19 protein-coding genes and 1 pseudogene are annotated in these 26504 nt (G+C 73.5%); 9 read left to right on the top strand and 11 right to left on the bottom strand.

Annotation, left to right across the window (positions count from 1 at the left end; genetic code table 11):
• The first annotated feature begins 154 nt into the window (after positions 1–154).
• On the top strand, positions 155–2317 hold the full coding sequence (locus VE546_RS20405; RefSeq protein WP_324924526.1) for an alpha-galactosidase: 2163 nt from the start codon (positions 155–157) through the stop codon (positions 2315–2317).
• Positions 2318–2396: 79 nt separating this feature from the next.
• On the opposite strand, the gene VE546_RS20400 is transcribed toward VE546_RS20405, so the two are convergent.
• The 4 genes from VE546_RS20400 to VE546_RS20385 are packed head-to-tail and all read right to left on the bottom strand — an operon-like array spanning position 2397 to position 8086.
• Positions 2397–3416 (bottom strand): ABC transporter ATP-binding protein, encoded by a 1020-nt coding sequence (locus tag VE546_RS20400; protein WP_324924418.1) that lies wholly within the window; start codon positions 3414–3416, stop codon positions 2397–2399.
• A complete protein-coding gene (locus tag VE546_RS20395) occupies positions 3413–5341 on the bottom strand; it encodes a dipeptide/oligopeptide/nickel ABC transporter permease/ATP-binding protein (RefSeq protein WP_324924416.1) in 1929 nt (642 codons plus the stop codon). The genes VE546_RS20400 and VE546_RS20395 overlap by 4 nt, the downstream gene beginning before the upstream one ends.
• Positions 5342–5360: 19 nt before the next feature.
• Entirely contained in the window at positions 5361–6350 is a 990-nt protein-coding gene (locus VE546_RS20390) for an ABC transporter permease (protein ID WP_324924414.1), read from the bottom strand.
• A 53-nt stretch (positions 6351–6403) separates the two neighbouring features.
• Positions 6404–8086, bottom strand: a complete 1683-nt coding sequence (locus VE546_RS20385; RefSeq protein ID WP_324924412.1) for an ABC transporter substrate-binding protein — start codon at positions 8084–8086, stop codon at positions 6404–6406.
• A gap of 432 nt (positions 8087–8518) precedes the next feature.
• On the opposite strand from VE546_RS20385, the gene VE546_RS20380 reads away from it, so the two are divergent.
• On the top strand, positions 8519–9805 hold the full coding sequence (locus tag VE546_RS20380; protein WP_324924410.1) for an ROK family transcriptional regulator: 1287 nt from the start codon (positions 8519–8521) through the stop codon (positions 9803–9805).
• 83 nt (positions 9806–9888) lie between these two features.
• Here VE546_RS20380 and VE546_RS20375 read toward each other — a convergent pair whose 3' ends face one another.
• From VE546_RS20375 to VE546_RS20365, 3 genes are all read right to left on the bottom strand, one after another.
• Positions 9889–10329 carry a DoxX family protein gene (locus tag VE546_RS20375; protein WP_324924408.1) on the bottom strand — a complete coding sequence of 147 codons (441 nt, stop codon included), beginning with the start codon at positions 10327–10329 and terminating at the stop codon, positions 9889–9891.
• Between the two features lie 32 nt (positions 10330–10361).
• Positions 10362–11360 (bottom strand): glycoside hydrolase family 6 protein, encoded by a 999-nt coding sequence (locus tag VE546_RS20370; protein WP_324924406.1) that lies wholly within the window; start codon positions 11358–11360, stop codon positions 10362–10364.
• Between the two features lie 475 nt (positions 11361–11835).
• Complete coding sequence (locus tag VE546_RS20365) at positions 11836–12390, bottom strand: DUF488 domain-containing protein (protein WP_324924404.1); 555 nt, start codon at positions 12388–12390, stop codon at positions 11836–11838.
• A gap of 196 nt (positions 12391–12586) precedes the next feature.
• Between VE546_RS20365 and VE546_RS20360 the strand changes: the two genes are divergently transcribed.
• The gene (locus tag VE546_RS20360) at positions 12587–14998 is read left to right on the top strand and encodes a SpoIIE family protein phosphatase (protein WP_324924402.1); all 2412 of its coding nucleotides are present in this window, start codon (positions 12587–12589) and stop codon (positions 14996–14998) included.
• Between the two features lie 33 nt (positions 14999–15031).
• Here VE546_RS20360 and VE546_RS20355 read toward each other — a convergent pair.
• Positions 15032–15952 (bottom strand): annotated as a pseudogene (locus tag VE546_RS20355) (cupin domain-containing protein); the annotation flags it as partial.
• A gap of 167 nt (positions 15953–16119) precedes the next feature.
• Here VE546_RS20355 and VE546_RS20350 point away from each other — a divergent pair.
• On the top strand, positions 16120–16629 hold the full coding sequence (locus VE546_RS20350; protein ID WP_324924400.1) for a DUF1772 domain-containing protein: 510 nt from the start codon (positions 16120–16122) through the stop codon (positions 16627–16629).
• A 411-nt stretch (positions 16630–17040) separates the two neighbouring features.
• Here VE546_RS20350 and VE546_RS20345 read toward each other — a convergent pair whose 3' ends face one another.
• From VE546_RS20345 to VE546_RS20335, 3 genes are all read right to left on the bottom strand, one after another.
• Positions 17041–17925, bottom strand: a complete 885-nt coding sequence (locus tag VE546_RS20345; protein WP_324924398.1) for a sugar phosphate isomerase/epimerase — start codon at positions 17923–17925, stop codon at positions 17041–17043.
• Positions 17926–18062: 137 nt separating this feature from the next.
• Positions 18063–19055, bottom strand: coding sequence for an inositol 2-dehydrogenase (gene iolG, locus VE546_RS20340; protein ID WP_324924396.1), 993 nt, complete (start codon positions 19053–19055; stop codon positions 18063–18065).
• Positions 19056–19139: 84 nt separating this feature from the next.
• The gene (locus VE546_RS20335; protein ID WP_324924394.1) at positions 19140–20336 is read right to left on the bottom strand and encodes a phytanoyl-CoA dioxygenase family protein; all 1197 of its coding nucleotides are present in this window, start codon (positions 20334–20336) and stop codon (positions 19140–19142) included.
• 106 nt (positions 20337–20442) lie between these two features.
• Here VE546_RS20335 and VE546_RS20330 point away from each other — a divergent pair, with 106 nt between their 5' ends.
• The 5 genes from VE546_RS20330 to VE546_RS20310 all read left to right on the top strand — a co-directional run bounded on the left by VE546_RS20330 (position 20443) and on the right by VE546_RS20310 (position 26427).
• Positions 20443–21486 (top strand): LacI family DNA-binding transcriptional regulator, encoded by a 1044-nt coding sequence (locus VE546_RS20330; RefSeq protein ID WP_324924392.1) that lies wholly within the window; start codon positions 20443–20445, stop codon positions 21484–21486.
• Positions 21487–21797: 311 nt separating this feature from the next.
• Positions 21798–22793, top strand: coding sequence for a type II CAAX prenyl endopeptidase Rce1 family protein (locus VE546_RS20325; RefSeq protein ID WP_324924389.1), 996 nt, complete (start codon positions 21798–21800; stop codon positions 22791–22793).
• Positions 22794–23105: 312 nt separating this feature from the next.
• Entirely contained in the window at positions 23106–24818 is a 1713-nt protein-coding gene (gene ctaD, locus VE546_RS20320) for a cytochrome c oxidase subunit I (RefSeq protein WP_324924387.1), read from the top strand.
• A gap of 113 nt (positions 24819–24931) precedes the next feature.
• Positions 24932–25351, top strand: a complete 420-nt coding sequence (locus VE546_RS20315) for a DUF2795 domain-containing protein (protein WP_324924385.1) — start codon at positions 24932–24934, stop codon at positions 25349–25351.
• 191 nt (positions 25352–25542) lie between these two features.
• On the top strand, positions 25543–26427 hold the full coding sequence (locus tag VE546_RS20310) for an SDR family oxidoreductase (protein ID WP_324924382.1): 885 nt from the start codon (positions 25543–25545) through the stop codon (positions 26425–26427).
• The last annotated feature ends 77 nt before the right edge of the window (positions 26428–26504 follow it).

The raw sequence follows: 26504 nt of genomic DNA, 5'->3' as shown, positions 1-26504 counted from the left end.
GGGCCGAGTATCGTCGCCCGCGATTCTTACGCCACCGAATTAAGTAAGTCAACGGCGCCTCCGGCGTCCGCTTGGCCAGGACGGAGGCACCACCGTGGCACCACGTTCCGCTCCCCTCCCCCGCGATGTCCCTCCCGAAGTCCCCTCCGGTGTGATGCAGTTGCGCGCGGCCGGGGTCGGCCTCGTGCTGGACCTGACCGGCGGCACCCTCCCCCGGGTGCTGCACTGGGGGGCCGATCTCGGTGCGCTCGGCCCCGCGGAACTGCGCGACCTCCGGCTCGCGCGGGCGCCGCAGCCCATCGGTTTCCCGGTGGACGGACCGGTCGAGGTGGCCGTGCTGCCCGAGCAGTCGGCGGGCTGGCTCGGCACCCCCGGCCTGGTGGGCAACCGCGGCGGCCGTGACTTCTCCACGGCCTTCACCGTCCGCGGGGCGACGCCGACGCCGGCGCCCCCGGCCGGACGGTCCCCCGCCGGCGGCGAGCGGGGCGGAGGCGTCACCGTCCTCGCCCACGACCCCGCCGCCGGACTGGAGCTGGAGCTGACGATCGAGCTGACCGCGTCCGGTCTGGTGCGCCAGCGCGCGACGGTCACCAACCGCGGCTCCTCCCCCTTCCGCCTCGACGCCGTGCACCTGACCCTGCCCGTGCCCGCCGTCGCCACCGAGCTGCTGGACTTCACCGGGCACCACCTGCGCGAGCGCAGCCCGCAGCGCACCGCCTTCACCCAGGGACTGCGGATGCGGGAGAACCGCACCGGGCGCACCGGCTACGACACCGCCTACCTGCTCGCGGCCGGCACCGCCGGCTTCGGCAACCGCACGGGCGAGGTCTGGGCCGTGCACACCGCCTGGTCCGGCAACCACCGCACCTTCGCCGAGCGCACCTTCCACTCCGTCTCGCTGCTGGGCTCCGGCGAACTGCTGCTCTCCGGCGAGGTGGAGCTGGCCGGCGGGGAGTCCTACACCTCGCCGTGGCAGTACGGCTCGTACGGGACCGGCCTGGACGAGGTGTCCGCCCGCTTCCACCGCTGGCTGCGGTCCCGGCCGCACCACCCCGCCACCCCCCGGCCGGTGACGCTCAACACCTGGGAGGCCGTCTACTTCGACCACGACCTGGAGCGGCTGCGCGATCTGGCCGACGCCGCCGCCGCGGTGGGCGCCGAGCGGTTCGTCCTGGACGACGGCTGGTTCGGCTCGCGCCGCGACGACCGGCGGGGCCTGGGCGACTGGTACGTCTCGGACGAGGTGTGGCCGGACGGGCTGGGGCCGCTGACCGACCACGTGACCGGGCTGGGGATGCAGTTCGGCCTGTGGGTGGAGCCGGAGATGGTCAACGAGGACTCCGACCTGGCCCGCGCCCACTCCGACTGGATCATGGCGACGGGCGGGCGGCTGCCCGGCGCGGCGCGCTCCCAGCAGGTGCTCGACCTGGCCCGCCCCGAGGCGTTCGCGTACATCCTGGAGCGGCTGGACGACCTGCTGGGCACGTACCCGATCTCCTACCTGAAGTGGGACCACAACCGCGACCTGGTGGAGGCCGGGCACCGGCCCACCGGCCGCGCGGGCGTGCACGGCCAGACGCTGGCGGTCTACCGGCTGATGGACGAGGTGCGCCGGCGGCATCCCGGGGTGGAGATCGAGTCCTGCTCCTCCGGCGGCGGGCGGGTGGACCTGGAGATCCTCCAGCGCACCGACCGGGTGTGGGTGTCGGACTGCATCGACGCCCTGGAGCGCCAGTGGATCCAGCGCTGGACCAACGCGCTGATCCCGCTGGAGCTGATGGGCACGCACGTGGGCTCCGGCACCGCGCACACCACCGGGCGCCGCCACCCGGTCGACTTCCGGGCGGGCACGGCCCTGTTCGGTCACTTCGGCATCGAGTGGGACCTGACCGCGGCCGCCCCGGAGGACCTCGCCCGGCTGGCCGAGTGGGTGTCCCTCCACAAGGAGCTGCGCGGCCTGCTCCACACGGGCACGGCCGTCCACGCCGACCACCCGGACCCGGCCCTCCACCTGCACGGCGTGGTCGCCGAGGACGGCTCGGACGCGGTGTACGCCCTCGTCGCCACGGCCTCCTCCGCGCTGTACCCGCCCGGCCCGGTGCGGCTGCCCGGCCTCGACCCCGGGGCCGTGTACCGGGTACGGCCGCAGGCCCCCGGCGACCTGCCCGACGGCAACGCCCACCACTGGGGCGCGCACCTGCCCTGGTGGACACCGGAGGGCGTCCGCCTGCCGGGCCGGGTGCTGGCCGCCGCCGGGCTCCAGGCGCCGGTGCTCTACCCCGAGCGGCTGGTGCTGCTGCGCGCGACACGGGTGTGAGCCGGGCCGTCCGGGCCGCGGCCCGGACGGCGGGGCGCGGCGACCGCCCCTCGACCGCCGCCCTCCGGGGGCGGGAGCGTCAGGCGGGCCGTTCGGCGGTCGCGCCGCCGGCCGCCGGCCGCGCCCCGTGGCCGTCCCCGGCGTGCAGCCAGCACCTGGCGTGGTGGTCGCGGCCCACCGCGACGTCCTCCGGCAGGCGCGCGCAGATCTCCATCGCCGAGGGGCAGCGGTCCCGGAAGGTGCATCCGGGATCGTCGCCGGGGAGGGCGGAGCCGCCCGCCGGCTCCGGGTCCGGCACCTCGGTGAGGCGGGCGCGGTCACGGGCGTCGGGGTCGGGGGCCGCGGCGGCGAGGATCCTGGTGTAGGGGTGCCGGGGGTTGAGGATGACCTCGTCCGCGGGTCCCCTCTCGACCACGCGCCCGCGGTACATCACCAGGATGTCGTCGGAGAAGTGCCGTGCGGTGGCGAGGTCGTGGGTGATGTAGAGGACGGCGAGGTCGTCCTCGCGCTGGAGGCGGGCGAGCAGGTTGAGCACCCCCAGCCGGATGGAGACGTCCAGCATGGAGACCGGCTCGTCGGCGATGACGACCCGGGCGCCGGGCGCCAGCGCCCGGGCGATCGCCACGCGCTGGCGCTGGCCGCCGGAGAGCTCGTGGGGGCGGCGCTGCGCGATGTCGGCCGCCGGGGTCAGGTTGACGCGTTCCAGGAGCTGTTCGACCATGCGCCGGGTCTCCTCCCGGCCCCTGGCGCGGCCGTGCAGCTTCAGCGGACGTGCCAGGTGGTGCTCGACGGTGTGGAAGGGGTTGAGGGAGGCGAACGGGTCCTGGAAGACCATCTGCACGTGGTCGCGGTAGGCACGGCCGCCCACCGGGGTGCCGTCGGGGCGGATGGCGGTGATCTTCCCGGCGGTGGGCTTCTCCAGGCGGGCGATCATCCTCGCCACCGTGGACTTCCCCGACCCGGACTCGCCGACCAGCGCCACGGTCCGGCCGGGGGTCAGGGTGAAGGAAACGTTGTCAACCGCGCGCAGCGCGGAGCGGCGCAGGCCGGAACGGATGGAGAAGACCTTCGTCAGGCCGCGGACTTCGAGGGTCGTCATCGCGGACCCGCCTCCTTCGCTGTCGTTTCGGCGCGCTCGCGGGCGCTGGACTCCCCGGAGCGGACGAACGCCCCCCGCTCACCGGTGAGGCTGGGGAAGGAGTCGAGCAGCGTGCGGGTGTACGGGTGCCGCGGTCGCCGGTGGATCTCCTCGGCGGCGGCGCACTCGACGATCTCGCCGTCGCGCATGACGGCGATCCGGTCGCTCAGCTCCAGCAGCAGCGGCAGGTCGTGGGTGATGAAGACGACGGCGAAGCCGAGCTCGTCGCGGAAGCGCAGGATCTCCTTCAGGATGCCGCGCTGGACCACCACGTCGAGGGCCGTGGTGGGCTCGTCCATGATCATCACCTGGGGGTCGAGCAGCAGCGCCATGGCGATCATGACGCGCTGCCGCATGCCCCCGGAGAGTTCGTGGGGGAAGGAGTCCAGCCGCCGCGGGTCGACCCCGACCAGGCGCAGGACCTCGGCGCACCGCTCGCGGCGCTCCCCGGCGGACATCCGGGGCCGGTGCGTGGTCAGCACGTCCTCCAGTTGCGCCCGGACGGAGATCACCGGGTTGAGGGCGTTCATCGCCCCCTGGAAGACCATCGACAGCTTCGACCAGCGGAAGGCCCGCAGTTCCTCCTTCTCCAGGGAGAGCAGGTCGATGTCCGTGCCGTCGCGGTCGTGGAAGACGACCGAGCCCGAGGTCACCTCGGCCGGCGGCCGGTGCAGCCGGTTGATCGCGTACGCGAGGGTGGTCTTGCCGCAGCCGGACTCGCCGGCCAGCCCGAGGATCTCCCCGCGGCCCAGCGTCAGCGAGACGTCCTTGACGGCGTGTACGGGCGTCTCGCCCCGGTAGACCACGTCGAGGTGCGCAACGGTCAGGACGGCGTCCCGGCCGGACTCCTCGCGCCGGGGCGTGGTGCGCGCCCTCCCCTTCCGGGCCTCCTCGCCCTTCCGGACGCCCTCGCCCTTCCGGACCCGGCGGGCGGCGGCCGGCGCCGTGCGCAGCCTGGGGTTGATGATCTCGTCGATGCTGAAGTTGACCAGGGAGAGGCCGCAGCCGAACAGCGCGATGACCAGGCCCGGCGGCACGAACCACCACCACGCCCCGTACTGCAGCGCGAAGCCGTTCTGGGCGTAGTAGAGCATCTTGCCGAGCGTGGAGGAGTTGGAGGCGCCCAGGCCCAGGAACGACAGGCCCGCCTCGCTGAGGATCGCCAGGATGACGGCGAAGACGAACTGCGAGGCCATCAGCGGCAGCAGGTTGGGCAGGATCTCCACGGAAACGATTCGCCAGGGCTTCTCGCCCGCCACGCGCGCCGCGGCGACGTAGTCGCGGTTGCGCAGCGAGAGCGTCTGGGCGCGCAGTACGCGGGCGGAGGCCGCCCAGCCGGTGATCGCCAGCACGACCGCGATGGTCCACCAGCCGCGCCGGTCCACGGGGACGAAGCCCGCGATGACGATGACCAGCGGCAGGCCGGGGATGACCAGCATGACGTTGGACAGCAGGGAGAAGCCCTCGTCCACCGCCCCGCCGGCGTAGCCGCCGATGACGCCGAAGACCGCGGACAGCACGGTGGCCAGGATGCCGACCAGCAGGCCGATCTGGAGGGAGCCGCGGGTGGAGTGGGCCAATTGGGCCAGCACGTCCTGGCCGGTCTGGGTGGTGCCCAGCCAGAACTCGCCGCCGGGCGGGGTCATGCCGATGTCGCGGACGGCGGCGGGGTCGCCCGTGAAGAGCGGCCCGAGGACGCCGAAGAGGGCGATCGCGGCGACCAGGCCCAGGCCCACGCCGAGCTTGGGCGACCAGCGCGGCACCAGGGCGCGCCAGCCGCTGGCTCCGGTGCGCCCGGCGGGGGCCCCGGTGCCGGTGGTCGCGCCGGGGGCGTCCGGCGGCGCGCCGCCCTCGACGGCCCCGGCGGACGGGTCGGTGTTCGTCACGGTGTCGGTTCCCTTGTCGTCAGTTGCCGGCGCGGGTACGGGGGTCGATGAGGCCGTACAGCAGGTCGACGACCAGGTTGGCGCCCAGCACGGCCACCGTGATGACCAGGAAGATCCCCTGCATCAGGGCGTAGTCGTTGTTCTCCACGGCCAGCAGGAGCCTCGATCCGATGCCGGGGTAGGAGAAGACCTGCTCGGTGATGATCGATCCGGAGACCACGAAGCCCAGGGAGATCGCGAACCCGGCGACCGAGGGCAGGACGGCGTTGCGCGCGGCGTAGCGGGTCATGATGCGGCGGTCGCGCAGCCCCTTGGCCCGGGCGGTGAGGACGTAGTCCTCCGAGACCGTCGAGACCATCATGTTCCGCATGCCCAGCAGCCAGCCGCCGACCGAGGAGACCACGATCGTCAGGGCGGGCAGGGTGCCGTGGTAGACGGCGGAGGCGATGAACTCGCCGTTCCAGCCGGGGTCCAGGATCACGTCGTACCCGCCGTTGAGGGGGAACCACTTCAGGGCCGAGGCGAAGACCGCGACCAGGATCAGGGCCAGCCAGAAGTACGGCACCGCCGCCAGGACGGTCGTGGCCGGGACGAGGGAGTCGAGCCAGGAGCCGCGCCTCCAGCCGACGAGGGTGCCGAGTCCGACGCCGAGCAGGAACGACAGCAGGGTCGCGATGCCCACCAGCACGATCGTCCAGGGCAGGGCCTCGGCGATCACGGTGGAGACGTCGGTCGGGAAGACGCTGACCGAGATCCCCAGGTCGCCGCCGGCCATGTTGGCCAGGTACGAGAAGTACTGGCTCACCAGGGTCTCGCCCGTGTCGGTTCCGAGGAGGAGTTCGTAGGATCTGCGCACCGACGGGTCGGCCGCGCCGCCGCGTTGCTGCAGCTTCGCCATGAGGGTGTCCACCGGGTTTCCCGGCATCAGCCTCGGGATGAAGAAGTTCAGGGTCAGCGCCGCCCAGAGGGCGACGAGGTAGAACCCGAACTTCCGGGCGTAGTACCTCACCGGTCTCCACCTGTCACCGTGTCTCCTCCCCGGAACCGTTCGCTGTCGGGCCGTCAGTCGCCGGCCGGCTTCAGGCCCTTGTAGACCTGCGCCTGGTCGGGGCGGCTCCAGACCGCCGGGACGGCGTAGAGGTTGTACTCCGTCGGCCAGCCCTCGAACTTCGAGGCGTGGTACTCACTGGTGGTGCCGGCGGTCAGGACCGGGATGTACGGCATGTCCTCTTCGATCCGGGTCTGGATGACGTCGTACTGCGCCTGGCGCTCCTCGGTCCGCTCCGGGTCGATCTGCTTGAGCCGCTCCAGCGCCCTGTCGACCCTCTCGTCGCTGTAGCGGGCGAAGTTCGGGTTGGCCGTCTCGCCGACCTTCGCGGTGGTCTCGGTGCTGAAGAAGTAGCTGTAGGTGTAGAAGGGGTCGGGCGCGGGCCCCGGGTACAGCGAGTCGATCAGCAACTGGTACTCGCCCCGGCCGCGGGCCTCGGACCACTCGTTCCAGGAGGACTGCTGGGGCGTCAGCTTGATGCCGACCTTCTTGAGCTGCTGGGCCATGGTGTCGACCGCGGTGATGTAGTCGGTCCAGCCGGAGACCACCCGGACGGTCATGGAGAGCTTCCGGCCGTCCTTGGCGTAGATGCCGTCCGGGCCCTTGCGGTAGCCGGCGTCCTCCAGGATCCGCGTCGCCCTGGTGGCGTTCGGCTGCATCGGGGCGAGGTTCTCCTTGAGCTTGGAGGAGATGATCTCCTTGTCCCGCTCGACCATGGCGAACCCGGGCGATATCTGGCTGGAGGTGTTCTGGAACGCCAGCGAGTTGAGCTGGGTGCGGTCCAGACCGTAGTAGATCGCCTTGCGCACCGCCGGGTCCGTCTGCGGGCCCTCGCAGCCCAGCTCGGCGTTGGAGCAGGTCATCAGGGCGGTCTGGTTCAGCGGGACCGTGACGGCCTGGTAGCCGGGGTAGTTCTTCTCGACGTTCTTGATGTCCGGGACCGGGCCGGTCTGCCAGTCGATCTTCCCCGACGCCAGCGCGTCCGCACCGGCCTGGTTCCCCGACAGGGCCAGGTAGCGGACCTTCTTCACGGCCGGCTCGCCGTCCCAGTAGTCGGGGTTGGCCTTGAGCGTGAACGCCTGGCCCTTGAACTCGTCCAGCAGGTACGGGCCGGTGCCGACGGGCTTCCTGACGACGTCCTTGGAGGGGTCCTCGGTCTTCTTCCAGAGGTGCTCGGGAACGATGAAGATCTTGCCGAGGATCTGCGGCCCGTCCATGTAGGCCGGCTCGTCGAACGTGATCCTGACGTGGGTGTCGTCGACGGCCTCGGCCCTGCCCCGGTAGCCGGTGCTGTTCATCTCCTTGTACTTGGAGATCATGCCGAGCGTGAACACCACGTCGTCCGCGGTGAACGGCTCGCCGTCGGACCACATGACGCCCTCGCGCAGGGTGATCGACAGCTCGGTGCCGTCCTGGTTCCAGGAGTACTCGGTGCCCAGCAGCGGCTTCGCCGGCTCGTCGCGCACCTGGTTGAAGTAGAAGAGCGATTCGAAGATCGTGCCCGGCCCCTCGACCATGCTCGGCGAGAAGGGGTTGAAGTTGATCTGGTAGTCGCCCGCCTGCCCCGTGTAGACCACCAGGGTCTCGTCCTTGCCTCCGCCTCCGCCCGACCCCGAACAGGCCGTGGCCAGCAGGGCGATCACGGCCGCGCCGGCCGCTGCGACACGCGCACGTCGGCGTCTTTGGTGCAGGAACATGTGGATGGGTCCTCTCGTGACTGGAGGGCGGGCCGGCGTGCCGTTCGGCGCCTTGCGGACCGGCGGGGGTCGCTCACGTGGGGTGATTGTTAAGTCACCGAAGAAAGAAAGTCAATACTCGTGCCGCGCCCTCCCGGCGGGCGCGCGGACAGGGGGCCGCGGCGGGCACGGAGCGGCCCGGGAGGACCCGCAGGACGCGAGGAAGGATACGGGGGACGAAAGGCCGGCCGGGCCCGTTCCGGGGAAGCCGGGAGAAGCCGGGGCGGCCGGGAGGGCGCGGCACGGGCGGAGGGCGGACGCGTCCGGCGGCGGGACGGACGCTTGCCCGCCTTCGACAGCCACATAAACTAACGGTGCGCAGGCGCGCGGCACGGTCCGCGCGGACCGCACCGACAGCGCGAATCCCCCGGCGAGGGGCGGGCGGAGGAACCAGTGAGCGGACCGGCGCGGGCCACGGCCCACGCGAGCAGCAGGGCGGCCGTGCTCGACGTGATCCGCGCGGCGGGCACCATCAGCCGGGTCGGCCTCATCAACGCGACCGGCTTCACGGGCGCGACGATCTCCACCGTCGTGCGCCGCCTCATCGACGACGGGCTCGTGGTGGAGACCGGGCGCGCGGAGTCCACCGGCGGGAAGCGCCGCGTCCTGCTCCAGCTCAACCAGTCCTCCCGGTACGCGGTCGGGGTCCACCTCGACCACGCCGGGCTCACCTACGTCCTCACCAACCTCGGCGGCTCGGTCGTCGCCCGGATGTCCAGGGCGGGGGCGGGCGCCGAGGATCCCCCCGCCGTCGTCGCGCGCATGGCGAGCGAGGTCGACGCGCTCATCGACGGCGTCGGCGTCCAGCGCGAGCGGGTGCTGGGCCTGGGCCTGGTCTCGCCCGGGCCGCTCTCCCCGACCAGCGGGATGCGGCTGACCCCGCCGCTGATGCGGCACTGGGAGGACTTCCCGCTCGACCGCGCGCTCCAGGAGGCCACCGGGCTGCCGGTGGTCTCCGACAACGACGCCACGGCGGCGGCCCTGGGCGAGCACTGGTCCGGCGGCGTCGGGGGCACCTCGACCTTCGCGGCCCTGTACATGGGCACCGGCATCGGCGCGGGCCTGCTGGTCGACGGGATCACCTACCGCGGCGCCAGCGGGAACGCGGGCGAGATCGGCCACAGCTGCCTGGAGGTGGAGGGCCCCGAGTGCTGGTGCGGGGCCCGTGGCTGCGTCGAGGCGCTGGCCGGGCCCTCCGCGGTCGTCGCCGCGGCCCGCGCCGACGCCGCGCTGGCCCGCGCGGCCGGACTGACCGGCGACTCCAGGCGCCACCGGCCGCCGTCGGTGACCGCGGACTTCGCGGCGGTCACCCGCGCCGCGCGGCGCGGCGAGCCGGGGGCCCGCGCCCTCCTGGAGCGCTCGGCGCGCTACCTGGCGGTGGCCGCCCGTACGCTCGCCAACATCATGGACCTCGAACTGGTGGTGCTCACCGGTCCGAGCCTGGCCATCGCGGGGTCGGTGTACCTGCCGGTGGTGCAGGAGGAGCTGGACAACGCGTTCTTCTCGCGCGCGGCGCACCCGGTCGCCGTCCGGCTCTCGCGGTCGGCCGCCACCGCGCCCGCGATCGGCGCGGCGGCCATGGTGCTGCAGTCGGAGCTCGTACCGCTGCGCCAGGGCCTGCGCCTGCCGGACAACCTGGCCGACTCCGAGCCCGTGCCCGTACAGCCGTCGAGCGCCTGAGCGGCGGCCCGGGCGGGGCCGGCCGGCGACGCGGGGCGTCCCGCGTCGCCGGCCGGTCCGGTATCGCCGTGCGGCGGTACCCATCAGACGACGGTGGCCCTCACTCCCTCGCCGCCGGCCGCGCGCTCGGTGCGCGCGAACAGCGAACCCAGCGTCCAGGACCCGGGGCCGAGGACGGCGATGAGGAGGAACGCCCAGCAGAACATCGCGGCCGCCTCCCCGCCGTTCTGGATGGGGAAGAGCGCGCTGGACTGGTGCTCGACGAAGTAGGCGTACGCCATCGAGCCGGAGCAGATCACCGCGGCGGTCCGGGTGCCGAGGCCGGACACCACCAGGACGCCGCCGACGAGCTGGATGATCGCCGCCCACCAGCTCGGCCACTGGCCGAACCCGGGCACGTGGCCGCCGTGGGGGCCGCCGAGCACGTCGAACAGGGTCGCCGCGCCGTGGCAGGCGAACAGCAGCCCCACCACCATGCGGTAGAGCGCGAGCACGTGGTCCCTGTGCCTGTCCAACAGTTCCATGGGATGTCCTCTCTGAGCCGTCGGCCCGCCGCTCACCGGGTCCTCGCCGGTGCCGCCACGGCCATGTCGTAGGCGAGCTGGGGTACGAACCGGCCGGCGGCCGCCGCGCAGCCGTCCGCCTCGCCGGGCAGCTTGACCCACAGGAAGGCGTCGATCCGGGGGTCACCGGTGCTGTCCGTGCTGGGGGTGCCGATGGCGCGGCCGGGCGGGTCGCACCACTCCCCGCCGGCGGCGGGGCCGTTGCCGTTGCGGCTGGTGTCGATCACCGCGTTCAGCCGGGGCGAGCCGACGGCGTTCAGGACCGCCTTGGCGTAGGCGACCTCGTCGGCGGTGCGGTTGTAGTTGGAGACGTTGGTGGAGATGCCGTCGGCGCTGTCGGCGATGCCCGCCGCGACCAGCCGCGAGGCCATCTCCGCCGGCCGGAGCCAGCGCGAGTGCGCGGCGTCGAAGTACACCTTCGCCGCCGGGGAGGCGGCCTTGAGCGCCTTGCCCGCGTAGGCCATCGACGCCCGGGTCTCGGCCTGCTGGGAGGCGTTCTGGCAGTTGGACATCAGCGCCAGGACGTCCGGCTCGACGATGACGGCCGCCGGCCGGCCCTCCAGCCCGGCGGCGAGCTGGTCGATCCACTGCCGGTACGCGGAGTGGCTGGACGCTCCGCCGCCGCTGGCGCCGCCGCAGTCGCGGTTGGGCATGTTGTAGACCACCAGGATCGGGATCTTGCCCGCCCCGGCGGCGGCCGTCACCAGCGAGTCCACCTCGGAGCGGACCGTATCGGTGTTGGTCGTGGTGAACCACTGCCCCTGCGGGACGCTCGCGATCCGGTCGCGGATCACGGCCGCGCGCGAGTCGCCCGGATTGGCGGCCACCCAGCGGGCGGCCTGCGTGTCGGGATTGACGTAGTACGGCGAGTCGGCGGAGTCGGCGGCCTGCGCGGTGCCGCCCGGCGCCAGCAGCGCCGCGGCGGCGGCCGTCACGGCGGCGGCCGCCAGTGCGAGCGAACGGCCCGCCCGGGGAAAGGTCTTGCGGAGCATGTGTACTCCTCGGTGGGGGGATGTGAACGGCCGCCTCCCGCCGGCGGTGCGACGCGGCTGCTCGTCCTCCGGGCGGCGCGTCGCCCCGCGCGGCATGAGCAGGGGGAAATGTTCATGACACGCATCGGCGCGGACGACGACCGGTGGGGGCCAGGAGGGGGCGGTCACCGGATCGGTGGTGCGGCGCCACGGTGGACGCCGACCGTCGGCCACCGACCACCGATCCGGAGCGTGGGATCGGGAACATCATGGGAGCGCTCCCAAAGAGAGTAGTCGCACTGGGTTCCGCGTCAAGAGAAACTGACCGGTAAGTGAACGGCGATGTACGTGTGAACAGGAATGTCCCCGCACGAGGGACGGTGCGGCACCGCCCCGGAAGCGGCGTCCCCACAAACCCTTCACCTGGGAGCGATCCCACCCGGCGGTTCCGGGGCCCGGACTCCGGGGGGACCGGACAGGGCAGCCACGGGGGCCGTCACGGGGCGGCCCGGGCGGCGGACAGGTCGTCGTAGACCATCAGCCCGTCCTCCCGCAGCCGCACCCCTGGAGTCGGCGTGTGCGGGGTGAGCCTGCCGTCGTGCATCAGGTGCAGCACGGGCACGCCCCGGATGACGACGGCGGCGTCGGCGATCAGCCGGCGGTGGCAGCGCCACCACACCGTCTCGCTGCACATCACCGCGGTGGCGGTCCGGGCGGCGTCCAGCAGCAGCGCGTCCAGCGCGGCCCGGAAGGAGGCGTCGCGGGTGTGGGCGGCGTACCCGCGGAAGGACGCGTTGCGCCAGACGGTGTCGGGCGAGTCGGGCGGCGGGCGGCGGAATCCGCCCAGCCGCTTCTCCCAGCGGTAACCGATGCCGTGCTCCGGCAGCCACTGCGCGAGCCGGTCGCGGGCGACGTCGGGATCGCGGCGGCTGCCCGGGGCGGTGCGGACGTCCACCACCAGGGCGATGCCCGCCTCCGTCAGCAGACCGGCCAGCCGCTCCCGGCCGGCGGTGCCGTGCCCGAAGGTGACCAGAGCGGGGGGCGACGCCATGCCGTCCCTGCCTCCTCCCCTCCCCGGCACTTCCGGGGCCCCGCGCGGTTTCCGTCCGGTGTCGGGGGTACCCGCCCGCTTTCCGCGGTATGCGCCCGTCGGGACCGGCACGCGGACCGCCGTCGTCATGCACACGGGCCCCCGTCGGGGTTCAATGGCCGAAGCAGCGTCGCACTCCCGGGAGCGAGGCACCCGAGTGAATCCGAGCACGCACCCCCACGACGCCGATCTCCCGCCGGGCGGCGCGGTCGTGTTCGTGCTGGACGGGGAGGGGACCGTGCTGCGGTGCACGGCCGCGGTGCTGAACCTGACCGGCCTCTCCGCCCAGGAGGTCCGCGGACGGCGGATGGCGGACCTCACCACGGACCCCGGCCCCTGGACCAGACCGCTCGACGCCGCCCCCTGGGAGGTCCGGGAGATCCGTACGGCCCTGCGGCACCGCGACGGCGCGCCGATCGAGGTGGACGCGGAGGTGCTGGCGCTGCCCGGCGGGAACGGGGCGCGGCTGCTGGTCTGCGCCGTTCCCTCGGCCCTGGGGCGGCGCTGGACGGAGGACCAGGCACTGATCCGCGCCCTGTTCAACCAGAGCCGCATCGGGCTGGTCGTCCACGACACCGACCTGCGGACGACCCGGCTGAACCTCGACCCGGGGTCCTTCGGCCTCTCCCCCCTGCCGGGCACCTCCAGGTACCCGTCGAACACCAGGCTCGCGGACGTCCTCGTGGCGGAGGACGCCGCGGCGATCGAGGAGCAGCTACGGCGGGTGGTGGACACCGGCGAACCGCTGATCGACTGGGAGCACTCCGCACGGCGGCGGAACGCTCCGGAGCAGGAGCGGGCGGTGTCCCTGTCGGCCTTCCGGCTCCAGGACGCGCACGGCCGCGTCATCGGGGTCGCGGCGGTCTTCACCGAGATCACCGAGCAGTACCTGGCCCGGCGGCGGCTGGCGCTCCTCCACGCCGCCGCGGCGCGCCTGGGCCAGACCCTGGACGTCACCCGCAACGCCGAGGAGCTGGCCGGGATCCTCGTGCCGGACTTCGCCGACCTGGCGTCCGTGGACCTGGTCGAGACGATGCTCCGGGGCCAGGAGCCCGGTGCGTTCTCCGCCGGGACGCCGCTGCACCGGATCGCGGTGGCGCCGGAGGACGGCGGGTGGCCCCCGGAGATGCACCCGGTGGGGGCCGTGTTCCGGCCCCGGGAGATCGAGAGCGACGCCCTGCACCGGGGGCAGTCCGTCCTCGTCTCCGACCTGACCGAGCTGCGGTCCCGGTCCGACCTCCCGGGCGGGACCGGCTCGGTGCTGGTCGTCCCGCTGCAGGCCCGGGGCCACGTGCTGGGTGCCCTGGGACTGTGGCGCACCGGGGACCGGACGCCCTTCGCCGACAGCGACGTCCCCCTGGCCGAGGAGATCGCCTCCCGGGCCGCGCTGAGCGTGGAGAACGCCCGGCGCTACACCTCCGAGCTCCGCACGGTCGAGAGCCTGCAGCGCAGCCTGCTGCCGCCCGCGGGGGTGGAGCTGAGCGCGGCGGAGTCCGCCGGCACCTACGTCCCGGCCGGCACCGCGGCGGGCGTCGGCGGCTGCTGGTACGACGTCATCCCGCTGTCGTCCTCCCGGGTGGCCTTCGTCATCGGCGACGTGGCCGGGCACGGACTCGGCGCGACGGCCACCATGGGCCGGCTGCGCACGGCCGTCCAGACCCTCGCCGACCTGGACCTCGCCCCGGAGGAGCTGCTCACCCACCTGGACGACCTCGTCATCCGGCTCTCCTCCACCGAACCGCAGTCGAACGACGGCGAGGCCGGTGTGGTCGGCGCGACCTGCCTGTACTGCGTGTACGACCCGGTCACCGGGCGGTGCGCGATGGCCAGCGCGGGGCACCCGCCGCCCGTCCTGAGCAGCGCGCAGGGGCGCACCCGCAGTGTGGACCTCAGGCCGGGACCGGCCCTGGGAGTGGGCGGCATGCCCTTCGAGCCCCTGGAGCTGCACCTCGGGCCGGGCAGCGTACTGGCCTTCTTCACCAACGAGCTCGTGGCCCACGACGCCGGGAAGGACCGCACCGGGAACCGCGCCGGGAGCCGGATGGGGCGGTTGCGCGCGGGCATGGACGCCGCCATGGCGGCCGGCAGTTCCCCCGCCGAGATCGGCCGCACCGTGCTCGACCACGTCCTGACCGAGGCCCCGGCCGACGACGTGGCCCTCCTGGTGGCCCGGGTGCGGGCCCTGCCCGAGGGGGCCACCGCCGCCTGGCGGTTCACGGCCGATCCCACCGTCGTCGCCCAGGCGCGCGACCTGGTCACCGCCCAGCTCGACGCCTGGGGCCTGGAGGAGATGGCCTTCACCACCGAGCTGATCGTCAGCGAACTCGTCACCAACGCCATCCGCTACGCCGGGCCGCCCATCGGCGTGCGGCTGATCAGGGACAGGTCACTGATCTGCGAGGTCTCCGACCCCAGCCAGACCCAGCCGCACCTGCGCCGCGCCCGGCTGACCGACGAGGGCGGGCGCGGCCTGTTCCTCATCGCCCAGATCGCCCACCGCTGGGGCAGCCGGTACACGCCCTCGGGGAAGACCATCTGGACCGAGCAGCCCCTGCTGGAGGGTGTCTGAGCCGCCCGTCCCCGGGACCGGCTCCGGTCCCGTCCGGTACCGCTGCGGGCTGACGCCGTACACGCGGCGGAAGGCGGTGCTGAGCGCGAACGCGCTGCCGTAGCCGACCCGCCGGGCCACCGAGGCGATCGTGGCGTCCGTACCGCGCAGCAGGTCGGCGGCCAGGGACAGCCGCCGGTTGGTCAGGTGGGTCATGGGCGGTTCGCCGACCAGGGCGGTGAACCGGCGGGCCAGGGTCGCCCGGGAGACGCCCGCCCGGGCGGCCAGCGCGGCCACCGTCCAGGGGTGGGCCGGCTCGTCGTGGAGCAGCCGCAGGGCGCGCCCCACCACGGGGTCGCGGTGCGCCCGGTACCAGGCCGGCGTGCCGGCCTCCGGCCGGGCGAGCCAGGCCCGCACCACGTTGACCAGCAGCAGGTCCAGCAGCCGGTCCAGCACGGCCTCCTGCCCCGGCTCCGCCCTGCCGACCTCCTGGCCGAGCAGCGGCACCAGCGGGCAGTCCCAGGCGTCGTCGGTGAGGACCAGCAGCGCGGGCAGGGCCTCCAGCAGCCGGCGACCGATCTCGCCGGGCATCCGGTAGGTGCCGATCAGCAGCACCGTCGAGCCGTCCGGGGCGTTTCCCCAGGTGCGCACGCCCAGGCCCATCGCGTCGCACAGGTCCTCGCCGTCCGGGGTGGCGGAACGTCCCCCGGGGTGGATCACCACCCGGGGCGGTGTGGCCGGGTCGTCGGCGAAGGTGTACGGGTCCGGGCCGCGCATGACCGCGACGTCGCCGGGGCCCAGCCGCACGGCCCCGCCCCCGTCCGGGACCACCCACGCCCGGCCCCGCACCGGGGTCACCAGGCTGAGCGGCGCGCGGTCCCGCACGCGGACGGACCAGGGCGGGTCCAGCACGGCGCGCAGCAGGAACGCTCCCCGGGCGCGGGGGCCGTCCAGCAGGCCCGTGAGTGCGTCCATGGGGCCCGAGTGTAGACGCGCGGACATGGGGCCGAGCCTTTCGGCGATGGCCCGTCCCGCCGGGCGCGGCTTGACTGGACCGCGGTGGAGGAGCCGCGGGGACACGGGCATCCGCCCCCCTCCTCCGCCGTCCGCCCCGGTTCCCCATCCCCGTCCTGGAGGACGTGATGTCCGTGCTCCGCACCGCCGCGCTGCTCGTGGCCGCCGTGACCACCGGGCTCGTCGCGGGCCTGTTCTACGCCTACGCCTGCTCCGTCATGCCCGGCCTGGCCCGTGCGGACGACCGGACCTTCGTGGAGGCGATGCAGCGGATCAACGTGGCGATCCTCAACGGCTGGTTCGCCGTCTGCTTCGTCGGCGCGCCGGTGGCCTGCGCCCTGGCCGCGGCGCTCCACCCGGGCGGGGACGAGCGGCCGGTGCTGTCCTGGACGGTGGCCGCGCTGGTCCTGTACGCGGTGGTGCTGGTCGTCACCTTCCGGGTCAGCGTCCCGCTCAACGACGCGCTGGCCGCGGCCGGGGAGGCGGGCGGCCTCGCCGACCCGGCGGCGGTGCGCGCCTCCTTCGAGGCGCGGTGGGTGCGCTGGAACACCGTGCGCGCGGTGGCGGCCACCGCCTCGTTCGGCTGTCTGGCCTGGGCGCTGGTGCTGCACGGGCGGCTGCTCCGGCCGGGCGGCTGAGGCCCTTCGTCGGGCGGTGCCGCCGATGGGAGGAGGCCGCCGGGGCGCACGCGGCGCCCGCCGCCCGCGCGACGGGGGGCACGGTGGTGCCTGCGCCGGGGCGCTCCCCGGGGTGCCCGGGGAGCGCCCGTCCCTCTCGGGTGCCCAGCCGTTCCGCCCGTCCCCGTCCCCGGTGACGGCCACGGGCCTGCCCCCGCGGCGGGAGAGCCCGCACGCCCCGGTGCTCTCCGGGGCGTGCGGCCCGTCGCCGGGCGGGCCGGGTCTCCGCCCTCCCCCGGATCACCCGGACGAACGGCCGGGTGATCCGGGCCCGGTGAGCGGTGTCGAAGCGCTCCGGGAGCCCGCACAGGGCCCCGCGGGAGGCGGCGCGTCCTCCTTCCGGGGAGACGGCCGGGCTCCGGGGCCGACGGGTCAGCCGGCGGCGGGACCGGTGTCCAGGCCGCTGAGGAAGCGCACGCCGGTGCGGACGTCCGCCAGCGGTCCCTCGTCCCGCGGTTCGGCGGTGAGCACCGTGTCCTGCTCCATCACGTACCAGCCGCGGTAGCCCGAGCCCTCCAGGAGGCGGACGATCTCGGCGATGTCCACGTCCCCCTCGCCCAGCGGGCGGTACATGCCGGTGCGGACGGCGTCGTAGTAGGACAGCTCCCCGCCGCGCACGCGGGCCGCGAGGGCGGCGTCGACGTCCTTCAGGTGGGTGTGCGTGATCCGCCGGGGCACCTGGCGGACGAGGTCCACCGGGTCGGTGCCGCCGGCCAGCAGGTGTCCGGTGTCCAGGCACAGGGGCACCTCGCTGCCCTCCAGCACCCGCATCACCTCCTCGCGGCGCTCGACCAGGGTGCCCATGTGCGGGTGCAGGGCGAGGGAGACCCCGCGTCCGGCGCAGCGCTCGGCGATGCGGTCCAGGTTGGCGAAGAGGGTGGACCACCCGGTGTCGTCGAGGTCGGGGCGCTCGTCGTAGCCGTCGAGGCCGGTCGCGGCCGCCAGGACGAGGGTGCCGGCCCCGGCGGCGACGAAGCCGTCCAGGGCCGCGTCGATGCCCGGCAGCGGGTCGCGGTCCGGGTCGTGGACGACGGCGGGGACGAAGCCGCCGACGGCGCGCAACCCGTACGACCGCAGCAGTTCCGCCTTCTCCTCCGGCTCGTCGGGGAGGAAGCCGTCGGGGCCGAACTCCGTCGCGGCGAGGCCGAGTTCGCCCATCTCGCCGAGCACCCGGCGGGGTGCGAGCTGGTGGCCCCAGCCGGGCACTTCGCACACCCCCCAGGAGATGGGGGCTCCGGCGATACGGTCCATGATCATGGCAGGTGTCCAGGTTCTCTTCGGCGTTCTCTGCGGTGTTCTCTACGGTGTTCCCTGCGGTCGGACGGCGCGGGGACGGGGCCCCTGGCGGTCCGTGTGCGGGCCCGGGTGCCGGGCGGGTCCGGACGCGGGACGGGTCAGCCCACCGTGACGGTCCGGCCGGTGCGCACGCTCTCGCGCGCGGCCTCGGCCAGGGCGAGCGCGGCCCGGCCGTCGGCGTACCCCGGACTCGGCGGCACACCGCTCTCCACGGCCTCGGCGAAGTACTCCAGTTCACGGCGGTACGCCTCCCGGTAGCGCTCCAGGAAGAAGCGCAGGTACGGGGCGGCCGTCTCGACCCCGGCCGCCGTGTAGGCGCGGACGCCGGTCGGCGTGCGGTTGGCGGCCTGGAGCATGCCGGCGGTGCCGAACGCCTCGATGCGCTGGTCGTACCCGAAGGCGCAGCGGCGGCTGTTGGCGATCTGGCACAGCCGTCCGTCCGCCGAGCGCAGGGTGACCACGGCGTGGTCGGCCTCCCCGTCCCCCTCCGGTTCGCCCGCCCCGGCCGGGACCGCCATGGCGTGGACCTCGGCGATGTCCCCGAGGAAGAACCGGGCCGTGTCGAAGTCGTGGATCGTCATGTCCCGGAAGATCCCGCCTGCGTCCCGGGCGTAGTCGGCCGGCGGCGGCTCGGGGTCGCGGCTGGTGATCACCAGGTGCTCCAGCCGGCCGATCTCCCCGGCGGCGACCCGGGCGCGGATCTCGGCGAAGGCCGGGTCGAACCTGCGGTTGAAGCCGATCATCACCCGGGGGCCGGAGTCCGCGATCCGTTCCCAGCAGGCGTCGACCCGCTCCAGGTCCAGGTCGACCGGCTTCTCGCACAGCACCGCCTTGCCCGCCGCCGTGGCCGCGGTGATCAGTTCGAGGTGGGTGGGGGTGGGGCTGGCGATCACCACCGCGTCGACCGTGCCGTCCGCCAGGACCTCCCCGGCGTCGCGGGTGGCCTTGGCGCCGTACCGTCCGGCGAGCCGGTCGGCGGCGTCCGGGAGCGGGTCGCAGACCCAGGACAGGCGAGTGCGGGACGCGGAGGCGATCGTCTCCGCGTGCACGCGGCCGATCCGGCCGCTGCCGAACAGGGCGATGTCCAGCATGGGGTGCGCCTTTCGTCGGGGAGGGGCGGGTGGCGGGGAGGGGCGGGTGGCGGGGAGGGGGCGGTCCGCTCCGCCGGGCCCCGTTCAGACCGCTCCGGCCCCGCGCCGCTCGCTGTGGGCCGCCAGCCGTCGGCGCAGCGTCTGCGGGGTCCACTCCTCCCGCACGGCGCGGCGGAGCAGGTCGGCCTGGGTGAGGGGGGCCAGGCCGCCGACGGGCGGGTCGCGGTCGAGGTCGGTGGGGAAGGCGTAGCCCTCGGCGCAGGCGGCGATGACGTTCTCCAGGGTGTCCGGGGAGGCGCCCGACGCCTTGAGCCGCAGCAGTTCGGGGAAGACCGCGTTCGACATCCGCTCGCGGTCCACGCTCTCCATGGCGCGGCCGAACGCCGAGGAGATCTGCAGCAGGTTGGCCATGCGCCGGATGCCGGCGGAGCGGTTGTGTCCGGCGCCGTGGAAGAGCGCGGGGTTGAAGAACACCGCGTCGCCCTTGGCCAGCGGCAGTTGCACGTGGTGCCGTGCGAAGTGGTCGCGGAACTCCGGCAGCCGCCAGGCCAGGTAGCCGGGTGCGTACTTCTGGGAGTGCGGCAGGTACATCGTCGGCCCGCTCTCCACCGGCATGTCGCAGTGGGCGACCGCGCCCTGGAGGGTCAGCGCGGGCGAGAGCAGGTGGACGTGGGCGGGGAACCGCCCGGCCTGCCGGTTGGAGAGGAAGCCCAGGTGGTAGTCGCGGTGCGGCTCCTGGGCGGCTCCGCCGGGATTGACCACGTTGACCTGCGAGGTGATCTGGTAGCCCGGTCCGAGCCAGGCGGTGGCGGCCAGCGCGACGATCTCGTTGGCGTAGTACCCGGCGAACGCCGCCGGGTCGCGGACGGCCAGCTTCTCGGCCGCGTTCCACACCCGGTCGTTCGCGCCGGGCCTGGCGAAGTGGTCGCCCACCGCCGTACCGGCCGCGTGCTGGTCGGCGATCAGGGCCTCGAACGCCTCGGTGACCCGGTCGACGACCGAGGTGTCGGCGAAGGCCCGCCTGAACACCACCAGTCCGGGGCCCTCCAGCAGGGCGCGGGCCAGTTCCGCCGGCAGCTCCTCGCGCGCGTCCGGTGAGCGCAGGTGCTCGCGCAGCCGGTCGCCGTCGTAGACGAGGGCGTTCCGCTCGACCGCCTCGGCGTGCGGGTAGTCCCCGAGTTCGGTGGTGGCGCCGACGACGGCCAGGAAGTCCTCCAGCCGGCAGTCGTCCTCCGTCAGCCGGGCGCGGGCGCCGGCGAGAGCCGGGATGGGAGCGGTCACGGCCTCACGTCCCTTCGTGGAAACGCCGCGGAACGTCTGCCAGCCTAGGGAGCGCGATCCTTCATTCCAACCGCAGAAACCCATCAAAAAACCATCAAGGAGAGTGATGGGCAGCCATCCCTACCCCATCCGCGAGATAGCCCTCCAGGCCGGCGTCAGCGAGGCGACCGTCGACCGCGTCCTCAACGACCGCGGCGGGGTGCGGGCCAGCACCGCGCGGACGGTCCGGCAGGCGATCGCCGACCTGGAACGCCAGCAGAGCCAGGTGCTCCTGGGGGGCCGCACCTTCATGGTCGACGTCGTCATGCAGACCCCCGACCGGTTCTCCTCCGCCGTCCGCGCCGCGCTGGAGGCCGTGCTGCCGTCGCTGCGCCCGGCCGTCATCCGGTCGCGCTTCCACTTCCGCGAGACCGGACCCGTGGGCGAACTGGTCGCCGTCCTGGACCGGATCGCCCGGCGCGGTTCGCAGGGGGTGATCCTCAAGGCGCCCGACACGCCCGAGGTCAACGAGGCGGTCCAGCGGCTCGACCGGCGCGGGATACCGGTCGTCACCTTGGTGACGGACCTGCCCAGCAGCCGTCGGCTGGCCTACGTGGGGATCGACAACCGGGCCGCCGGCGCCACCGCCGCCTACCTCGTCCAGCAGTGGCTGGGCGACCGGCCCGGGGACGTCCTGACCACCCTCAGCCGCGGCTTCTTCCGCGGCGAGGAGGAACGGGAGATGGGCTTCCGCAGCACGCTGCGCGCCATGGCCCCGCACCGGGCCCTGGTGGAGATCAACGACACCGACGGGCTCGACGCCGCCATGCACGACCTCGTCCTGGCCGTCCTGAGGGAGCGGCCGGGCATCAGGGCGGTCTACTCGATCGGCGGCGGCAACAACGCGATCGTGACGGCCTTCGACGACTTGGGCCTGGCCCGGCCGGTGTTCGTCGCGCACGACCTGGACGGCGACAACACCCGGCTGCTGCGCGAGCAGAGGCTGTCCGCGGTGCTCCACCACGACCTGCGCCAGGACATGCGCCGCGCCTGTCAGCTCGTCATGCAGGCGCACAAGGCCCTGCCCGGCACCCCGAGGTCGGTCCCCTCCGCCGTCCAGGTGATCACCCCGTACAACATGCCGGAGCGCGCCGTCCCCGTGGAGGACTGAGGCGGGCCGGCGCGAACCGGCATGTGCCAACACACCGTCCTGAGGTGTCGGCGGCCCGTCACCGGCTAACCGGAGAACAGGGGGAGGAGCGCAGCGTCCGCACCGACGTGATGAGAACCTGACGGGAAGACCTGCCCGTGGCCCAGATCCTGCCGAACCCCGCCGGAGCCCAGCCGAACCGACCGAACCCGCCGAGCCGTCCGGACCCGCCGGGCCGGCCGGTCCGGCCGGGGAGCCCGCCCCGCCGAAGCCACCGGCCCCGCCCCCCGGGGGCCCGGCAGGCGGCCCGCGACCTGCGGCACCTGCTCCTGGTGACGTGCGCCGTGCCGGTCGTGGGCTCGGTGGCCGACTTCGCGCTGCTGGCCGGCGCACCGGTGCACGGCTGGTCCGGCGCGGTGCTCCCCTGGATCCGGCTGGCCTGCTCGCTGGCCGCCGGCTGCTGGCTGACCGCCCTGCTGGCGGCCCGGCCGGCGCGCCCGGCACATCCGGCGCGGCGGCCGTCGTCCCGGCCGCGGCTGGCGCTCGCCCTGACGGCCGTCGCCGGTGCCGCACGCGTCGTCGACCTGGTGCGGGCCGGTGAGGCGCAGGGCGCGGTGGGCAGCCTGGCCACCACCGCCCTGCTGGCCTGGCTCTGCGGGGAACTGGCCGTCCGGCACGGCGTGGGATGGCGCGGGCTGGGAATCGATCCGCCGGGTGCGCGCACCCTCGCCGGGCGGCTGACGGCCGTGATGGTCTTCGGGGCCGTCTTCGTCCTCGCCTACACCACGGTGACCTGGATGGTCCGCCTCCAGGCCGGCCTGCCGTCCGTCGCGCCCTGGCTGCCCGTCCTGGACGGCGCCCAGAGCGCGGCACTGGGCTGGCGCGGTCCCGTCGACATGGTGGCCAACGTCCTGTTCACCGGGGTCGCCGAGGAGATGGTGCTGGTCGGCGCCGTCGTCGTCCTGGGGCACGCCGCGGGCCGTCCGCTGTGGGCGGTCTGCGCGATCAGCCTGCTGCTGCGGGTGGTGGGGCACCTGTACCTGGGGGTGCCCGGCGTCGCCCTGGTGCTGCTGGGCGCGTGCGCCCTCTTCCTGTACCTGCGCTCCGGCCGGCTGACCCCGCTGATCGCCGGGCACGTGGTCTACGACCTGGCCGCGTCCTGCGCGCCCTCGTCCGCCGCGCTGAACACCTGGGCCTTCGCCGCCCTGCTGGGCACCGGGGCGGCGTTCGCGGTGTGGCTCCACCGGTTCGCGCCTTCCGGTGCGTCCTCCGGTGCGCCTTCCGGTGCTCCGGGGGCCGCGCCGGGGGGCGGCGGGCGGAGCCGCTGACGGATCGTCGCCCGCACCCCCGCGGCCCTCCACCGGAATCCGTGCGTTTCAACCGCCGTCCGGTGGTCACTCCCCACGGGGCACCCCGGCCCGCCGGGGTGTGCCGGAGACCGGCCGGGGAAGCGGTCCGGGAAGCGCCCACGGGCACGGCGCGGAGGACCGTGCCACCGGCCGCGGCGGACGCCGGGGCGGTGCCGTCGCCGTCGGCGGACCACACGCGTACAACAGAAGGCAGCAAAGACGGCATTCTTCTCATACGCTCGCATAAGGGCCGAAAACCCTCGGAACCGGCGGGTCGGGAGGACAGGGGTCATGGCGGTACAGACGGAACGGACCGAGCAGGAGGAAGCACCCAAAAGGAGCCTGGGGGCGGTGGTGGTCACCTGGCTGACCACCACGGACCACAAGAAGATCGCCTCCCTCTACTTCATCAGCTCGTTCGGCTTCTTCCTGATCGGCGGGGTACTGGCCCTGCTGGTCCGGGCCGAGCTGGCCCGTCCGGGCATGCAGCTCCTCACCAACTACCAGTACAACCAGGCGTTCACCATGCACGGCGCGATCATGCTGCTGCTCTTCGCGACCCCGCTGTTCGCCGGTTTCGCCAACGCCGTCATGCCGCTGCAGATCGGCGCGCCCGACGTGGCGTTCCCGCGGCTGAACATGCTCTCCTACTGGCTGTACCTCTTCGGCGGGCTGATCGCGGTGAGCGCCTTCCTCACCCCCGACGGCGCCGCCGACTTCGGCTGGACCGCGTACACACCGCTGTCCGACGACACCCGCACGCCCCAGGTGGGCGCCGACCTGTGGATCATGGGTCTGGCCCTCTCCGGCTTCGGCACGATCCTCGGGGCGGTCAACTTCATCACCACGATCATCTGCATGCGCGCGCCGGGGATGACGATGTTCCGCATGCCGATCTTCACCTGGAACGTGCTGCTGACCAGCGTGCTGGTGCTGATCGCCTTCCCGGTGCTGGCCGCCGCGCTGTTCGCGCTGCAGGCGGACCGCACGTTCCAGTCGCACATCTTCTCCCCGGCCGGCGGGGGCCCGATCCTGTGGCAGCACCTGTTCTGGTTCTTCGGCCACCCCGAGGTCTACATCATCGCGCTGCCGTTCTTCGGCATCATCACCGAGATCATTCCGGTCTTCAGCCGCAAGCCGATCTTCGGCTACATCGGTCTGATCGGCGCGACCCTCGCGATCACCGGTCTGTCGGTCACCGTGTGGGCGCACCACATGTTCGCCACCGGCGCGGTGCTGCTGCCGTTCTTCTCCTTCATGTCCTTCCTGATCGCGGTGCCCACCGGGGTGAAGTTCTTCAACTGGATCGGCACTATGTGGAAGGGCAGCCTCAGTTTCGAGACGCCGATGCTCTGGGCGATCGGCTTCCTGGTCACCTTCCTCCTCGGTGGTCTGACCGGTGTGATCCTGGCCTCCCCGCCGCTGGACTGGCACGTCACCGACTCGTACTTCGTGGTGGCGCACTTCCACTACGTGGTCTTCGGCACGGTGGTCTTCGCGATGTTCGCCGGCTTCCACTTCTGGTGGCCGAAGTTCACCGGCAAGATGCTCGACGAGCGGCTCGGGAAGATCCACTTCTGGACGCTGTTCATCGGCTTCCACGCCACGTTCCTGGTCCAGCACTGGCTGGGTGCCGAGGGCATGCCGCGCCGGTACGCCGACTACCTGGCGGCCGACGGCTTCACCGCGCTGCACACGGTCTCCACCATCGGGGCCTTCCTGCTGGGCCTGTCCACACTGCCGTTCGTCTACAACGTCTGGAAGACGGCGAAGTACGCGCCGAAGATCGAGGTCGACGACCCGTGGGGCTACGGCCGGTCGCTGGAGTGGGCGACCTCCTGCCCGCCGCCGCGGCACAACTTCGTCACCCTGCCGCGGATCCGTTCCGAATCCCCGGCGTTCGACCTGCACCACCCGGACGTGGCGGCCATCGACCAGGCCGAGAACGTGGGGCGCCGGGACATCGCCGACGTCACCCCGGAGCGGAAGGGCGACATGGGGTGACCGCCGCGAAGATCGAAAAACCCTTGCAAACGGTGTAATGCCGACCCCTCCGGGAACACGGCCGGACGTGGGCGCACCCGCCGACCACTGTCTGGACCTTTCGGGAGGACGACATGGCCACGCACGGGAAGAACAAGACCGGCCCCGTCCGGGACGACGAGCTCAAGCAGGAGTTGGAGGGCGAGCTCCGCGCGGGCCGGTCGACCCACATGGAGGAGGAACAGGAGCCGCAGCCCTCGGGCGAGGACCAGCCGGACGTGGACCGCGCGCCGAACACCACGCTCACCGGCGGCACGCCCCCGGGGATGGACCAGGGCGACGTCGAGCTGCGCAACGAGCTGGCCCGGCACCTGGGCCGCAGCCTCTACCCGGCCGACCGCGACGCCGTACTGGAGACGCTGCGCGAGAACAACGCGCCCGACCGCCTGCTGGACCTGGCCGGGAGGCTGCCGGCCGGCCAGGAGTTCCGGAACGTCCAGGACATCGCCCGGGCGCTCGGCCTGGGCGTGGAGGACGTCAGCCACCGCACCTGACGGCGGAAGCCCCCAGGAATCCGCCCACCGCCCCCGCCGGACGGCACCCGCCCGGAGCCCCGCGCTCCGGGCGGGTTCTCGTCTCCGCCGCTCCCGCGGCGGCGGGAGCGGGCGGCCGCGTTGCGGCCCACGGCCGTGACGGAGAAGACCGACACCCCACAGAACGCAGAGAGCAGAGAGCAGGGACGGACATGAGCGACCAGGAACAGCAGGACCCGACCCGGCGCCACCCGCAGCCGGAGTTCCCCCAGCAGGACCAGCCGCACCCCGGCCTGACCGAGCGGATGGAGCCGGAGCCCGACCACGGCGAGTCGTCCTACCGGGGCAGCGGCCGGCTGACGGACCGCAAGACGGTCATCACCGGCGGCGACTCGGGCATCGGCCGCGCCGTGGCCCTCGCCTTCGCGCGGGAGGGCGCGGACGTGCTGTTCACCTACCTCGCCGAGGAGGAGAAGGACGCCCGGGAGACGGCACGGCTGGTGGAGGAGGCCGGACGGACGGCGGTGCCCCTGCTGTGCGACATCCGCGAGGAGTCCGAGTGCCGCCGCCTGGTGGAGCGGGCGGTCGCGGAGTTCGGCCGCATCGACGTCCTGGTGAACAACGCCGCCTTCCAGATGTCGCAGTCCGAGGGCATCGACGGCATCAGCACCGAGCAGTTCGACCGGACGATGCGCACCAACCTGTACGGGATGTTCTGGCTGTGCAAGATGTCCCTGCCGCACATCCCCGCGGGCGGGAGCATCATCAACACCACCTCCGTACAGGGCTACAAGCCCAGCCCCCACCTGCTGGACTACGCCACGACCAAGGGCGCCATCATCACCTTCACCCAGGGGCTCGCCGCCAACGTGGCCGACCGGGGCATCCGCGTCAACGCCGTGGCCCCGGGCCCGGTGTGGACGCCGCTGATCCCCGCGACGATGCCGGACACCTCGGAGTTCGGCAAGCAGTCCCCGCTGGGCCGGCCCGCCCAGCCCGCCGAGATGGCCCCCGCCTACGTCTTCCTGGCGTCCCAGGAGGCGAGTTACATCACCGCCGAGATCGTCAACGCCACCGGAGGCACTCCCCTGCCGTGAACCCCGTGGCCCTTGGGACCGTCCGCCCGATCCGTCCGTGTGATCACCTTTCTGTCGGGTACGCGTCGAAAAAGCGG

Origin of the sequence: Streptomyces sp. (genome assembly GCF_035644915.1) — a bacterium.
Lineage (GTDB): Bacteria > Actinomycetota > Actinomycetes > Streptomycetales > Streptomycetaceae > Streptomyces.
Note: the sequence above shows the minus strand (reverse complement) of the source record. Positions and strands in the feature narration are given on the sequence as shown.